Source organism: Propionigenium maris DSM 9537 (assembly GCF_027925155.1).
In the GTDB taxonomy this organism is placed as follows: domain Bacteria; phylum Fusobacteriota; class Fusobacteriia; order Fusobacteriales; family Fusobacteriaceae; genus Propionigenium; species Propionigenium maris.
This window is the reverse complement of sequence record NZ_BSDY01000024.1, coordinates 22,834-39,005: the sequence shown is the minus strand read 5'-3', so window position 1 is coordinate 39,005 and position 16,172 is coordinate 22,834. Positions and strand designations below refer to the sequence as shown.

The window sequence follows — 16,172 nt, the reverse complement described above, 5'->3', positions numbered from 1 at the left end:
TTGATAATCATAGAGTTAGAGGGCTAAGCAGGAAGTTTTTTAATGTTAGTTTAAAGATATTATTATTTACAATAGAAAAGGCCATTGCAATATTGAAAATTATACAATACTTTTGCAACAGCCTATAAGGTTAACACAAAATCAAGTAGCCACTGCAATTTAGAATTGAATAAAAGAATTCTTTTTACTCAATTTTTAACGGGATTAATCTTAAAGTAAGTTGAGTGAATCAACTAGCTTATATTTTTTTAATTAGAATTAAAAAGATAAAGGGGGAAAATGATGAAGTATACAGCAGAATTTTTAAAAAACGGTGGAATAGAAGATCCTAATATCGACTTAAGTAGTGGGAAATTAAATTTTAATATTCCATTATTTAATCTATCAGGAGTAAGTCCTAGCTATGATTTAGTTTTAAATTACAGGTATGATCAACTTACAAAGGAGGCTTTTGGAAAGTGGAATAAAACCTGGACATCGGGCCTTATCGGAATGGGATGGAGTATAAATACAGAAAATAGAGTGTTAAATATCCATCCATCAAAAAACTTAAAACTTGAAGTGAACCTTTTGATGTTTGGAGGAAGATCTTATCATCTCATATTTAAAGAGAAGTCGCCAGAAATGTTAAGGCCTGGTATTTTAGAAAAAAGAGTTTATACCACAAGAGACAATAAAAATCTTAAGATATATAAGTGGATGACAAGTGCTAACGAAGGATATTGGGAAGTTATAGAAACAAATGGGCACAGTTATTTCTTTGGCCTAGATGATGGTCTAGATGAAGAGGCTAGAAGCAGAGATTTTACAAACAATAGTAAGCAATTAAAAATTATAAATAAAAGAATAGGAGGAGGTCATGAGTTAAACGATATAGGAACCGGAAGTAAAGAGTATGCTGTATATTGGGAAACTAAAAATGATAACTATTCGATTCTTCTTACAAAAGACTCTACTAATCAACAAAGGCTCGAAAAGTCATGGAACCTTTCGGCAATAGAAGATGAACATGAAAATAGAACAAAATTTTACTATTTGAATGAACTCCAGAGAGTTGGTGAAAGAGGAAGTAAATTTACCATGGGATCCTATTTATACAAGATTTCAAATGCCAATGGAAACAAGATTTTATTTGAATATACAGGGAAGGAAAACGAGGTACATGATAGTTGGGAAATTACCAATGAACCTGATGGGAAGCAAGAACAAGTTGACAAATTAAGGGTTGATAAAATTTCATTGATAACGCCTGAATTTTCTAAAACCAAAAAGTTGGAAACAGAGTTTTACAATACAGCAGGCTCTGTGGGAATAACATATAATACCAAAAGATGTTTGGTGGCTATAAAAAGCATTTTAAATAACAGGGTGGAAGATGAGCCCCCTTATGAATTTGAATATATCAGTAGCATAGATGGGGAGGGTAACGAATATAAAATAGCTCCAGGTGCCCTAAAAAGTATAACCTATCCCATGGGCTACAAGCTTAAATATACATATGAAGAAGCGTCTTCAGAAATCAAGCTTCATGCTACGGACGAAACTTGGAAGTTGAAAAATATCAAATCTTTCATAACTGCTAACTATATACTGGTATCTGGGAAAAATGCCAATAATATCAGCATACTGAGACTTCACTATTGGACAGATAAGGGATGGAGGGAGATGGAATTAAGTCGTACAACTGAAGATTACGATTATCTAACCTCTGGAAATTTTTCCGCCATGTATGAAGATATAATTTTTATAGACTACAACAATAGGATTAAAATTTATAATTTAGACGAGAATAACAGTAATAGGTGGTATGAGGTAGATAGCCTTGATTCTCCAGGTGGTTTTAAAGCTCTAGGTGTTGCAATGAGCCAAGACTATATAGCGACTTTTTTCCATAAAGGAGAGCATAAAAATGAAGAAGGTAAACTATTCGTTATAAAGAAAGATAAGGAAATGAAGAAGTGGGATATAGGTCGTAAATTTGAAAAAGAAATCCCAAAAAAATACTTTCCATTTAGTGATGCTACGACTACTGAACACACCAGATCTCTTTTTAATGTCTCAATTAAAGATGATTTAGTTGTTATAAGCAAATTAAATACAGAAGACGCCAATAAAAGTGGAACTCCTGACGATTACTGGAAGCAGGTAAGGGTTACACTTATCATGGGAAAGATTGATAGCTTTGAAATAGAGCTTCAGCCAAATCCATTTAGTAGATACGGGTCAACTTTTAAAGATAAGGTTGATGAGTTAATGGGGGAGAATCTATTCCTTACATACGGTGCTGCTATCACTAAGAAAGCTAATACTAATGATGACATAGACCTTGATCTAGATAGTGTGATAAATATATTCGACTCATACATTGAAATTAAATATAAAACAGTGGGACTAGCGGCGGCGGACTCCATCTTTGGAAATTATAACTATAGGCTTAACAAGCACCGCCCTTATCAGTTAAGCCAATTTTACATATACGATAAAGAGAGTATGACATTTGAAGAACACCCTATTCAAAAGGAGTTTAATTTAGAGGAAGGCCAATGGGACGTGAAACAAAGATATTTACCGTACGTTCCGTGGTTAATGAATTTTTCAGCGGTGGCAACAAATGAGCTTATTTTACTGTCATATACGTTAGCTGGAGCGCACGATCCTGGTCTAAGTTATTATGATAATGAGCTTTCTTATAAAGAGCACAATGAAAATCGAAATGTAAATACAAAGGTTTTTGGTTATGTCTGCAATGCTGCTAATAACTGGGTTAAGCTTGAAGATCCAGAGACCTTTCACAATAACTTTAAAAATAAAGGAACGGTTGATTTTTCAATTGTAGAAGAGGGAGTTTTTGCAAAATCGGCTAACGTGGATATAAATGGAAATGAGGAAAGTATCTATACTAAAGACGTTATGTATTTAGTGTGGGATGAAGGAACTTCTACCTTTAGAAGAGAATTGCTTGGCGCTAACCTTCCCCTGGCTAAAAATTATAAATCTCAAAAACAGAAATATCTTGAATCTATAGAGAACGGGGTTCACTTAGCAGAAAAAATTATAGATTATGTCTTAACTAGTGCTTTTATTATGTTGGACCCTGTTGCAGCACTTCCTTTCGTACTTTTACAGGCTGTAGAAGAATTAACAAATTTGTGTATATCAGATGCTATTATGAGAGAAATCAAAAATCGTTTACATACTTATTATGGCAGTAGTGCGAAACAGGGCCAATATATCGTTAATGGAAACAGTGTTCTTTTCATGGATTCAGATGGAAGTATTAAGACCATTGGAGGTCAGTTGGACAGTAATACAGGGGGAAATATAGTTAGAAGCTATGCATCTACAGAAGAAAATGTTATTCCTTTTTTGGTATTGAATGAGGAGAGTCAGAAGGTGAATCTTTATTCCAGAGTTATAGATGGAAATATACTTGGAGACCTTAGAAAGGAAGGAATAGGTGAAATTCCTCTGATATTTGGAGAGTATGGTAGCTTAGTAAAGAGCGGTAATTCTTCAATAATCTCACTAAACAACAGAGAGATACCCGAAAACCTTGATGACGAGAAAGTAATTGCTCAGCCTTATTGGATAATGAGAGATACCCAAGGTAAGTGTTCAGGAGATATCAAGGATTTCAGGATAGGCAGCTCTATACGTATAGTAGATGAGCTTGAATCACTTGTTAATTATCAGTACAGCAGTATACCTGGTAGGGATGTTTGTTTGTCTGCGAGTGGGTTTTTATATGACAAAGTTACTAATAGATATGAGTATCATGATTCAAATTTGCTTAATATAGATTATAGATCATTTTATACTTCAAACAATGAGTATGAGCTTATGGAGGTGGAATAGTTATGGAAAGGATTTGTGATAAGATTAATCTTTTTTCGGGAAAAAATTATGAAAAAGTAAAGATCTGGGCTACAGACTCTCGAAGAAGCTCAAGCTCCTATGGGGATACCCTTGGATATGCAGAAAGAAGAGATTCGGGAATTAAGGTGGATAGTGATACTAATAGATGTATCCCCTTAACAGTCAAAAATGTGCAAAAAAAAGACTCTTGTTTGTTAACAACAAGTTATAACTACAATGAAAAGTATCAGCTTAAAAAAACAAAAAAAAGATTTAAAGAATACACAGGTAATGAATTGAAAGAAGTATATACCAGTAAGGAAGTCACCTATGCCTGGGAGGGGGCTCCTTTAGCTAGCGAATTTGAAAGAAACAATCAATTATCTCAAAGGTATGAAGAAAAGCTTGAAGAGGGGATAAGTGATGATGGGAATGAGAGTCCTAAAATTGTTAAAGGGAATAGGTATCAATATGGTGATGGCTCAAAAAAATATTATCAGAGTACTCTCAAGTCAAAAAAAACAACTCCGGAAAATTGGAATGATGAGTGGGAAAATTATCATGGTGTCACTGAGAGAGGAAGTCGTGGTGAAATTCTCTTAGAGTACATAGGGGGGTTATTTAAGGACGAGATCCCATTAAAGATGTACCAAAAAAAAATATGGTGCAAAGACCAAAGAAAAGTCTTGGCGGAATTTAATGGTTTATCTTTGAATGATGCAAGTTATATGGGGTTTGCTAAATATGAGAAATCAAGTGATATAAATAACAGTAGAGAGTTTGGTTGGGAAATAGAAGGTGATGTTGAGGTAGTTTCAGCTGACCTAAAATCCAAAGGGAAAAATAACTGCTTGACCTCTAGAACTGGCGAATTTTCATTAAAGATTGATGCAAATTTTTTAATAGGTGATGTGGAGTACGTAATTTTTGGATTTATAAAATCAAATGATTTTATAGAAATAAAAAGAGATGGTACCGTACTCAGGAATATTATGACGGATAATTCTTGGACATATTTTGAAGAGGCTATTTTGGGAGGCGAAGATCTAGAGATAAAATTTCCAAGGGATGCAAAGCTTGATCTAATATGTATAGCTCCCATCCATTCGAATTACCTAGTGAAGACCTATACAAATGATTTAGGGACTCAAACCTTAGAGCTGACTCCTCAAATTTGCAAGAGTTTCTTAGAAAATTCATATAAAAAGTCAATAGAGGGATTCTACACTGAAGATGTTTATGAAAAAGAGTTATTCAATGAACCTTTCAAAATTTATCAATTTAAAAGGTTTAACGGATATTCATATCTTGATGTTGAAGAAAGGCTGGAAGAAGATAGTAATAACGCAAAGAGAAACTCTGTACGTAGTATTTCATTTAATGACTTAAACTTTTTAAAGGTCGGGCAGTTAAGAGAGGTAACCTTAACGGATGATCCTTCAAGAGATGTAGAAGGAATTTATTTAAATGGATTTATAAAAACCGATTATTTTGATGAGGAAAAAGGGATCAAGATAACAGTAAATACCTCAAATCCAGATACTCAGCATGAACTTATCTTCTCTTTTGAGCAATTGTCTTTTAAAGGGGAAGAAAAAGTTTTTGGGAGATACTTTCTGGAACTTAACGGAAACAAAGTCCCTATCCTAGACGGAGTTTATCTCCATAAACAGTGGGAGATAGCTGTAGTCAAAAACTTATTGTTAATTTTTTTAAATGGAAAGCTGAGCTATACTAAAAATCTAAATTATGACTTTAATGAAATATCTAAAATGAAGATATCAAGCTATAACAACTTGAACTTAGAAGATGCCTGGTGTTGTTTAAATCCGATAATTTCGGTTTCTTATCTGGATAGTGTGGGAAGACCTGTTCAAAATCACAATTTATTTCTGGATGGTGATCAATTTACAACCATAGTTAATGAAGCCATCTATGATACAGGTGGAAATTTAAGTATGATCAGTAAGGTCGTAAAAGTTACCCCTGGTGTTGGAGAGTTTGAAGATCATTTTTATTTTGAGTACTTAGATAACCTGAAAACCAAAAAGTTTATTGATATCAACAGCAACGGCGAAGTGGCATCAAATTGCTATGTAAGAGAGTATTTTGAAGGGTTAGGATTTAGTGAAGACTCTAAATTTGCATACATAAGATCGAAAAACGACCCAAATAACAGAATAAAGGAGGAGACGGTATATCCAGGCCAGCCATATGAGTTTCCTTATTCCTCTAGCGAAAATAGTTATCTGAAGGAAGTAGAGCGGAATCCTAATGAAGATTCTAATTTGTCTAACTTCATACAAGAGTTAGAACTTACCAATTACGCTAATGATTATAGCGGGGTAAGTATAAAAGATAGATTCCAAGAGAGGAGAGAGGTATATTCTCTTGCATTGACCGATGCTTCAGGAAAGCCAATAGGACATAAATGGGTATCTAACTCAGATTCCATTACCAGTAAATATGGATATAACTATGACGATCAAAATAAAAGGATTATCAATGAAGTGTTACCAATAGGTACACAAAATATAAGAATGGAGTTTCTAGATGGATATGGAAGGGTTTGTTCTGTTGTAGAGCCTGACATAGATGGGAAAAGCTGGATAATAAAGGACAATCACGGAAAGGTAAGGTTTTCAAATAATTGTTTAGATACTAGCGGAGAGAGACAATGGAAGTACCTAAAGTATGATGAGGTTGGAAGGATTATTGAAATTGGAATTTTAAATTCTGGAGAGATCGGGGATGTGGAAACCAATATTGATGAAATACTGGTAAAGGCCAATAATATTTTGTACCCGGCAGATGATGAGGGATATTACTTAACAAAATATGAATACGATCAATGCGATTATATTCTAGGGTTTGACTACGAAAAGGAGGAATAGGATGATATATAAAACCATAAGTTCTGTAGAAGAGTTTCAGGCTATAGAAGGTAATTTTTGCTACAAACTTCTCTGTGATCTAGATTTTTCAAACGTTGATAATTTCACTTCAATCTATTTCGCACCAATAGTATTAGACGGCCAAGGGCATACGATAAAAAACCTAACTTTAAGTAACTCTATTTTTATCGTAGGAGAAGATTCTGAGGTTAAAAATATAAATTTTGAGAATATAAATTTGATTAGAGAAGATGAAGCGAGTCGCATGTCTCTTATTTGTAATTATGCAACAAAAATAGTGTATCGTAATGTAAATATCAGAAAAAGTAAAATAGATCTAAGGATAAATGATGAAAGCTTCTCTAACTTGGAGTTAACTTTAGGAGGGCTGACAACCGCTGCAAAAAAATCTTTTGTTATAGAGAGGTCAAGTATAGAGATAGATTTTAAAGTCTCAAGCTCCAGTATTAGACTGCTCGTAGTAGGGGGGATATTAGGAAGAACTTTATATCCTGATCATAGCCTTACTTTTACTCAGACGGAAAGTTCGTTTAAGGGGGTGCTAGATGCTAGTCTTGATAATTCAGGTAGCTTATTTATTGGATTTGGAGGGTCAGTGGGAAGTGCTCATACTTTATCTACTTTAACTTTTAAGAATAGCTACTCGAATATGAAGCATATAACCTCTATTCAAGCAAAGGACACTTTCTATAAAGGAGGATTCATAGGCTTGACACGTAGGCTTGGTAACATAAATTTTACAAATTGTTACGTAAATTTGGAAAGTAGCTCCAACTTAGATGAATATGCTAATCCGTTTGTAGGACAAAATGATACACTTCAAGAAAATGTTCATTGGTCAAAGTGTTTCTGGAATAAGGACTTATACCCATCTTCATCACTAGTAAGCGACGAATTAGTTGGTAAAACTTCTACTGAATTAATGGATCCAAATACCTTTTTAGAAGCAGGATGGAGTAAAAATATATGGCTGCTCAGAAATGGGCATTATCCAGAAATTTTATTACATCTAAATACCAATATAAAAAGAATGAGAGGAAGGCTGACCAAGATCAGCCACAGAGATGTAAAAGGTGGTTTAATCACTGCCATCTATAACAGGTATGATGAGAAGGGAAGAATTGAAAAGATAGGGTTGAAGAAGGATGATACCAGTGAAGAAATAAAAACCGTAGGATATAGTTATAATAATTTTGGAGACCCTGTTTTGATCAATTACCCTAAAAACCCTTCAAATGATTATATTAAAAGTGTTAAGTATGACTATGACTACCTTGGAAGAAAGAATAGAGTAGCAGACACAGGTGGTAGGGTGTATGCGACTAATTATATCTATAACCAAGAGGGACAGTTAATTGAAAGAAAGCTTAATAATCAAAAGGTTAAAGAAACAAGAGAGTATGACTTCCAGGGGAGGCTTATGAATAAGGAATACTCAAATATCGCCAGGGATGAAAAGTACTTCTCAGAGAAGCTATCCTATGAAGCTCCATATAGGATAGGCTATATTACAGCAACAGAGTTTGAAGGGACCATGTATAATGGTGGAAGAAGGCTAGAGAGTTCTTACGACTATGACTACCTTGGAAGAATAACAGAAAGTCGCACATCAAAAGCTTTAGAGGATGGACTTGAAAGTTATACTCCAATTGAAACTCCAGAAGAATTTCAAAAAATTGAAGATGATCCAGGTGGAAACTATAAGATAGTAAGAGATATAGATATGTCCGACTTTAATTTTAAAACTATCCGAGATAAATTTACAGGAATTTTAGATGGACAAGGGTATACAATCAAAAATCTATATATTTTAAATGATAAACAAAATACTCTTGAGCATACTGGAGGCATATTTTTAGAAATTTCAGGGACAGTAAAAACTCTTAAACTGAAAAACATTAGAGTAACAGGGAAACATATGGTTGCACCAATAGGGGCCACTCTTACTGGTAATGGAAAATTATTAGATATTCATATAAAAGATTTAGAGTTACAAGCCGGAAAATCTTATGCTGGAATAGTAGGACAATCTGAAGATAGTTCGCTTATAAAAAGGTGTCAAGTAGATAATCTGACTCATACAGATATTATACAAGACCATTCCTGTGGGGGAGTAGTATCGGCAATTGAAGGAGATTCACGAGTTGAAGATTGTAAGTTTTCTGGTAAAATGACAGCAGGAGAGAGGGGACTTATTGCTGGAAGAATTTCTGGAAATAATCCTATCAAAAATTGCCTTGGAATATTAACAGGTGGAGATGCAAGAGGCCTCTGGAGGGTGATAGATGGCCCAAGTTCACCAAGTAACAACTCGTTTTATGATTCCACTCTCTTGCCAGGAACTAAAAATGGAGTTGGGAAACCAACTGTAGAGCTTCAAACTAGCAAAACCTATCTAGATAGCGGCTGGGATTCATTTGATTGGAAATTGAAGGATGGAGAATATCCAAATCTCAAAGTTATCGACTCTATTACAGCATATAGGTATGATGAAAATGGAAATATTCAGTCTGTAACTTGTGATGAAAACGAAAAGAATTATACATATGAAGAGGGGAACAACAGACTTAAAATGATGGGAGAAAGACCAATCCATCTCTATGATAAATTTGGGGCTATCACTTCCATGGACATGGAGGATGGAACCTCCATTACCTTTACAAGGGACTCTTTAACAGGAAGAGTTTTAAGTGCAGTACGAGATGAAGAAGGGGAAGGGGTTAGACTTGAATATGATGGGCTAGGAAAAAGAATAAGTAAACAGAGAATAGCATCTCGTTATCTCAAACCTGTTGATACGGAGGGATATGTGACAAGTGATTCAAGTACCACTGATTCAAGTGCCCCTTATATAATAAGGGACAATAATAGTAAATATAAAATAGGAGATAACGATACTAAATATGAAGTAATTCATATTTATTCTAATAATTACATGGTAAGGAATAGAGCAACAAATAAATATTGGAAGGTTAAAGGGAATGAAATTTTTGATATAGGAGAGGGCACAGGAGATATATTTCAAGGTATATCGAACGGTAAGGGTTCTTACACAATAGAATATTCAAATAAAAAATTAGTCTATACTAGGAGTGGAAAACTCATATTGGAGGATATAAACTCTGACTCTGAGAGTTCCAAGCTAATATTGAAGGATTTAAAATTAGTACTGGATGACACGGAAGCAACTGTTAAGAACATAAAATTAGACTCTAAGAGTTCTGAAATGGAAGTTAATACCCTAGAGTCAACACTAAAAGATGTGGAATTAGCACTAAATGATATTGAAGAAGAAAAATTTACAGACTTTTATGTAAAAGAAGTGTCAAAATTAAAATTAGGTGCTGGTACGACTGATTTTAATTTTAAATATGGAAGTAGTATGAAGTATAAAATCTTTATTCAAAATAATTCTGATAATATTATTAGAGATATAAGAGTAAGAGATACCATTGGTAAGATAAATAAAGAAGGAGTAGGAATATTTACATCAATAGCATTTATCGCAACAGGTGCAGAAAATGTAAGGGGAGATATATCATTGGACGGAGAGGAGCTGATAATTGATATCCCTAAAAAAACAACAGCAGAAATTACCGTTTCAGGGACAGTGAAATCTGAAGGTGGTGATTTGACTCTTGTAGAAGGAGAGGCCTATAAAAACGAAGTATTAATATTTGATAGAGGTTTAGGGTCCGTACTTTGTAACTTTACAGTGGGTGATTTACATGATTTAGAGCTAACCATTAATCCAATAGAGATAAAATTTTGGTATAGGGATAAGATAGAATATGTGATTTCTGTAAAAAACAATAGTATAACTCCAGCTACGAATATAAAAGTAAGGGATGCCATTGGTAAGTTGAATCTAAAGAATATAAAGGTATTTTCCTCAATAATATCCAGTGTAACAGGTGCAGAAAATGTAAGGAATGACATATCTTTAGACGAAGAAGAGTTGATTGTTGATATTCCTGGGAAAACAACAGCAGAAATTACTATTTTAGGAACAGTGAAATCTGAAAATATTGACTTTGCTCTTGCAGAAGAAGGTGTTTTTCAAAATGAGATATCAATATCAACTAACTCTAATTATGAATTAGGCTTGGAAACCCTTCACCTAACTTCGGTCATAGACTACATCTTAATCTCCAATTTAAAAGAGCTAGAAGGAATTTCAGATAATCCCGATGGTGTATATAAATTAGTCAACAGTATAGATATGACTAGTTTTAATACAATTTCAGATGAATTTAAAGGAATATTGAATGGAGATTGTAAAAGTCTAATCAACCTAAAGGTCCCATTATTTAAAAAAATAAATGGCGCAACGATAGAAAATATTATGTTTCAAGACGTTGATATTGCACACTCCATCGGAGATAAATACGAATATAAGGGTAATAATTTTGGATCTATAAGCGCCGAATCTGTAGGAGATATTTTTATTAATAACATTAAACTCACTGGACGTATGGAGGTAAGTCTTTATGATATTTATAATAACGCTTATTACTCCATAGGAGGTTTAATAGGGTTTTCTTCTGAAGGCGAAGTAAAGTTAAATAAAATAATGTTAGATATGCAGATTAAGTGTTTTTGTCATGATATTAGTGTTTACACTAACGGTGTATCAGTAGGGGGACTAATTGGATATGCTTATAGCTCAGGAACGACCATTACAGAATGCGGTATAGAACAAAATATACTAACAGGAACTTACGGAAATACCCGTGCACAGTATGCTGTGTACTATATAGCAGGTATGCTCGGTAGGGCTTATCGTCCCCCTCACATTTCTAATTCTTATGTGAAAGGAAATATAGAGGAGGAAATTCATAATGCCGGTAACATACGTCATTTATATATGGCGGGAGCTGTAACAAAAATAGATATAGATGAACCTCTTTATATAAACGACTGCTTTTTTAACACAGAATTAATTAATGAGAATTATCATGATAATAATCCACAATTAGGAACAATAGCTCAATATATAGATCCTGATAAAGTAAGCAGTGTTTGGTGGAATGTAACCAAGAAGCCTGGCAGAGCAGATAAAAATGATTCTTATAGGGTTGGGGCTTGTGATGATTCTGAAATAGTAGATGCAAATAATTATAAGGATTGGGATAAAGATACATGGATTATAGAAGATGGGAAACTTCCACAATTAAAACACTTTAGTAAATAGGGAAGGCAGGATGATTATGAACTATATACACGGATTAGAACGTCTACCACTGTTGGAGATTGATGAAAACGGCAGTGTCATTGTAAATATCTTTGATGATGGTGAACTCCTCTGTATAGAGGAGGAGGATTCAGAAAGTTATCTGTTAAAGGATCACTTGGGGTCAACAAGAGTTGTCATAGATGAAACTACAGAAAAAGTTGGTGAGTTTTACTATGGGGATTTTGGTAAAACTGTTACAAAAGCTGAACCAGGAAGAAGTCTAGATTCAATAAGGTACAGATATACAGGACAAGAATGGGACGAAGAGGTGGAGAAATATAACTATCTGGCGAGGGAGTATGATCCTGTAACTGGAAGATTTAACAACCCCGACCCTGCAAGACAAGGATTCAGCCCCTATGTATATGTAGAGAATAATCCGATAAACTTTGTAGATCCTGATGGAAGAGTATTAACAAAAATTGAGTATGATGCCATAAGTTTTTATCAACATATCGGGGATAATTTAGTTAATGATTTTCTTCGGGGGACTAAAGAAATACCTAGTGATTTGTTTGAAAGGTGGAAAAAATATCAAGTAGGTGGGCAAGCTATTGGAAATAGTATTTTAACAGGAGATCAGACGGAGCTATCAGAAACTTCAAAAAATATTCGAGGTTTTTTAGAAAATCCAACAGAAGCAACAACTATAATAAGTAATGTCCTAAGAAAAGAAACTCCAATAAGAGATCCTCTTTATAGAGGTGCACATATAAATAAAAAGTCTAAACTATACAATGAAATAAGAAGTTATACTGTAGGGGATATTGTATCTAATAGAGGTTTTTTATCTACCTCTCTTCAAGAGGAAACTGCTAAAAACTTTGCTTCCCCTGAATCTGCTTCGGCTTCTTGTTTTTCAAAACAAGATAAAGGAATTATGTTTCAAATAGAGTCAAGCACTGGAGTAAATATTTCCTTATTAAAAGACCGCGGGCATCAACAAGGAGAAAATGAAGTATTATTTGCTCCTGATACCTTATTTGAAATAACTAATATTCAAAAGAGTAAAGATTATACAAGAATTAAAATAAAAGAAGTGTTCGGAACTAGTTCCTTTAGAAAAGTAAAGACCTTAATTTAAAGCGAGAGTGCAGATAACCTTGTTTCAACATGTGGCTGGGAAAACAGATTCATCTTGGGTATCAGTTACACATAATAAAGAAATTGCAATTAAAAAATATGCTAGTCAACCAGAATATAAAGAATGGATTAAAATAGACTTTGGAAACTTACCAAAATGTCCGGGATAGTTTTTGGAGAATACGAAGAAAGTGGGTATTTAGACGAGACTTTTGGTAATTATCTTCGAACCCAAAATATGAAAAATAAAGTAAGGTAGCCCGTATTTGCTGCCTTACTTTAGCAGCCTATCTGGCAAAGTATTAACTTATAATGAAATAAATACTAAGTTAACAAAAATCATTTTTATAGGAGGAAATACTCATGAACTATATACATGGATTAGAACGCCTACCACTGTTGGAGATTGATGAAAACGACAGTGTCATTGTAAATATCTTTGATGATGGTGAACTTCTCTGTATAGAGGGGGAGGATTCAGAAAGTTATCTGTTAAAGGATCACTTGGGGTCAACAAGAGTTGTCATAGATGAAACTACAGAAAAAGTTGGTGAGTTTCACTATGGGGACTTTGGTAAAACTGTTACAAAAGCTGAACCAGAAAGAAGTCTAGATTCAATAAGGTATAGATATATGGGACAGGAATGGGACGAAGAGGTGGAAAAATATAACTATCTGGCGAGGGTGTATGATCCTGAAATTGGAAGATTTGATAGCTTGGATCCAAAAAGGGAAGGATTTTCTCCATATGTTTATGTAGGAGATAATCCGATTAACTTTGTAGACCTTGATGGAAAAGGACTTAGAGGATGGTTGCGAGGAAAGTTTGAAAAGTTTGGAGCTTGGAGAGAGGGAAGAAGAATAAATAGAAGAATAGAAAGAAGGCTTCAAGAGGAGTCACAGCCGTCAATATCTGGAGTAAAAAATGTCTTTACAAATAGATATGAAGAACATTTAAAGTTACAAAGACAAAACTCCACTTCAGTTCCAGGGGATATGAATAGATTAGAGAGTTCTGAAAATTTATTATTAGGCCTTGATGACGCTTTAGATGATGAAAGTTTGATTGGAGGATACGAAGAAAGTGGGTATTTAGACGAGACTTTTGTTAACTATCGTCAGACCCAAAATAATGTAAATAATTCAGGAATTTTTAGAGCTATGCACGATAGTAAACAGATAGGATTTATTCTAGATGATTTTGAAATAGAAACCTACAGAGAGGGCGTAAGGATTGGGGCAGTACATCCTGGAGCTGGACCAACGTCTCGACAATTTACAAATATGGAATTTATGTACGCCTCACTTGTGCCTGCAATAAAAGGAAAAACTATGTTTCTTTCTGCTGGGAGAAGTCACTCTTTAACAACCTTGTATCCTGACATTGATTTTAATGCTCCTCATGGATTTATTCAACGGGGAGAATTTTATGCGAGACACCCACAAAATACAGTTAACGAATTTAGTCAAGATCCTGAACTTCCAATATAGAAAAATATAAAAGCCAATATTCAAATGGAAAATAAAGTAAGGTAGCCCGTATTTGGCTACTTAATTTTATCAGTCTATCTGGCAAAGTATTAACTCATAATGAAATAAATACTAAGTTAACAAAAATCATAGGAAATACTCATGAACTATATACATGGATTAGAACGCCTACCACTGTTGGAGATTGATGAAAACGATAGTGTCATTATAAATATCTTTGATAGATTTAAAGTTTCTTTCTCTGACAAAATCTCTGGGTCTTTCCCAAATTACGTGTAAATTAGATTCCTAGCCATTAATGGGAGCTCCAGCTGGAGCTCCTTTTAAATTAAATATTTATCCATCTTTTCAGGATAAATCACTACAAGCATTCTGAGTATCTTTTCTCACCCTCTGATCTTCTGAGTCCACTTTTTCAGCATGTTTTTTGAAGCTAGACAAAGGATCTTCTGAAGGGAGTCATCTGTTGGAAATATTGCCTTAGAGCGGCTAACCTTTCTAAATTGACTGTTTATGCTTTCTATGGTATTCGTGGTATAGATTATCTTCCTGATCTCCTGAGGATACTCGAAAAGGTGGCTTAACTCATTCCAGTTATCATACCAGGATTTAAACGCTGGGGAGTATTAGGATACTGATTATTTAGTCTTTCCAGTGAACTAAAGTCAGATTTAGCGTCATGTACTCTGTAAACTTCTTTTTACTCCTGAGCAAAGATCTTCCTCTCCTTGTAATTAAGAAACCTTAGAGTGTTTCTAATCTGGTGTACGATACACCTCCGTACCTTTGTATCAGGATAGATCGCCTTGATAGCTTCCTTGAATCCAGGTAAGCCATCCACAGAAGTAATGAAGATCTCTTCTACGCCTCTGGATCTAAGGGAATCTATTTCTTTAAGCCAGAACTTGGAACTCTCATTTTCCCCCACGGTTATGCTTAATATATCTTTCTTCCCTTCCAGATCTGTTCCTACAATTATGTATGCAGCTTTATTGGTTACCTTTCCATTGGTTTTAACATTGAAGTGAATCCCATCTAGAAAAACAAAGGAGTAGCAGACTTTTAGTGGTCTTGATTTCCACTGGTTAGCTTCTTCCATTACTTTATCGGTTATCCTGCTTATCTGGGTAGGAGAAAAGCTCATACCATAGATTTCTTCCAGATGATCATTAATATCTGTGGTGGACATACCACGTCCATACATGGATATTATCTTGTCTTTTATATCCGAGATATCACGGGAATATTTAGGGACAACCTGAGGCTCGAAGGTTCCCTTTCGGTCACGCGGGATATCAAGCTCTACTTCTCCTAAACTGGTTTTTATCTTCTTATCGTTATAGCCATTTCTAGAGTTATCTGCAGCATCGTTTCTCTCATATTTAGAATAACCTAGAGTCTCCTCCATTTCAGCCTCCAGCATAAGAGAAACCAGATCTTTAAACATATCCTTCATAAGAGACTGTGCATCAGCAATATTCTGGATATCATTTTCCCGAAAGATCTTTTTAACCAAAGGATTAACATTTTTAGCTTTTCTACTCATATAAAAAACCTCCCTTGACCACCTTAATGCAACAGTATTACTCAAT

At 34.4% G+C, this 16,172-nt stretch carries 6 protein-coding genes and 1 pseudogene; 5 read left to right on the top strand and 2 right to left on the bottom strand.

Annotated elements, in window-relative coordinates; translation table 11 throughout:
- Positions 1-282: 282 nt before the first annotated feature.
- The 5 genes from QMG11_RS16770 (at position 283) to QMG11_RS16750 (ending at position 14,580) form a co-directional block, all read left to right on the top strand.
- Positions 283-3,855, top strand: coding sequence for a hypothetical protein (locus tag QMG11_RS16770; protein ID WP_281837475.1), 3,573 nt, complete (start codon positions 283-285; stop codon positions 3,853-3,855).
- 2 nt (positions 3,856-3,857) lie between these two features.
- The gene (locus tag QMG11_RS16765; RefSeq protein WP_281837474.1) at positions 3,858-6,749 is read left to right on the top strand and encodes a hypothetical protein; all 2,892 of its coding nucleotides are present in this window, start codon (positions 3,858-3,860) and stop codon (positions 6,747-6,749) included.
- 1 nt (position 6,750) lies between these two features.
- The gene (locus QMG11_RS16760; RefSeq protein WP_281837473.1) at positions 6,751-11,964 is read left to right on the top strand and encodes a ZmpA/ZmpB/ZmpC family metallo-endopeptidase-related protein; all 5,214 of its coding nucleotides are present in this window, start codon (positions 6,751-6,753) and stop codon (positions 11,962-11,964) included.
- Positions 11,965-11,980: 16 nt separating this feature from the next.
- Complete coding sequence (locus QMG11_RS16755) at positions 11,981-13,090, top strand: RHS repeat-associated core domain-containing protein (protein WP_281837472.1); 1,110 nt, start codon at positions 11,981-11,983, stop codon at positions 13,088-13,090.
- Between the two features lie 362 nt (positions 13,091-13,452).
- The gene (locus QMG11_RS16750) at positions 13,453-14,580 is read left to right on the top strand and encodes an RHS repeat domain-containing protein (RefSeq protein WP_281837471.1); all 1,128 of its coding nucleotides are present in this window, start codon (positions 13,453-13,455) and stop codon (positions 14,578-14,580) included.
- Positions 14,581-14,966: 386 nt separating this feature from the next.
- Here the strand turns inward: QMG11_RS16750 and QMG11_RS20085 are convergent.
- Both QMG11_RS20085 and QMG11_RS16745 read right to left on the bottom strand, forming a co-directional pair.
- Positions 14,967-15,194: pseudogene (locus QMG11_RS20085) on the bottom strand (transposase); the annotation flags it as partial.
- Positions 15,195-15,280: 86 nt separating this feature from the next.
- Positions 15,281-16,126, bottom strand: a complete 846-nt coding sequence (locus tag QMG11_RS16745) for an IS256 family transposase (protein ID WP_281837470.1) — start codon at positions 16,124-16,126, stop codon at positions 15,281-15,283.
- Between the last annotated feature and the right edge of the window lie 46 nt (positions 16,127-16,172).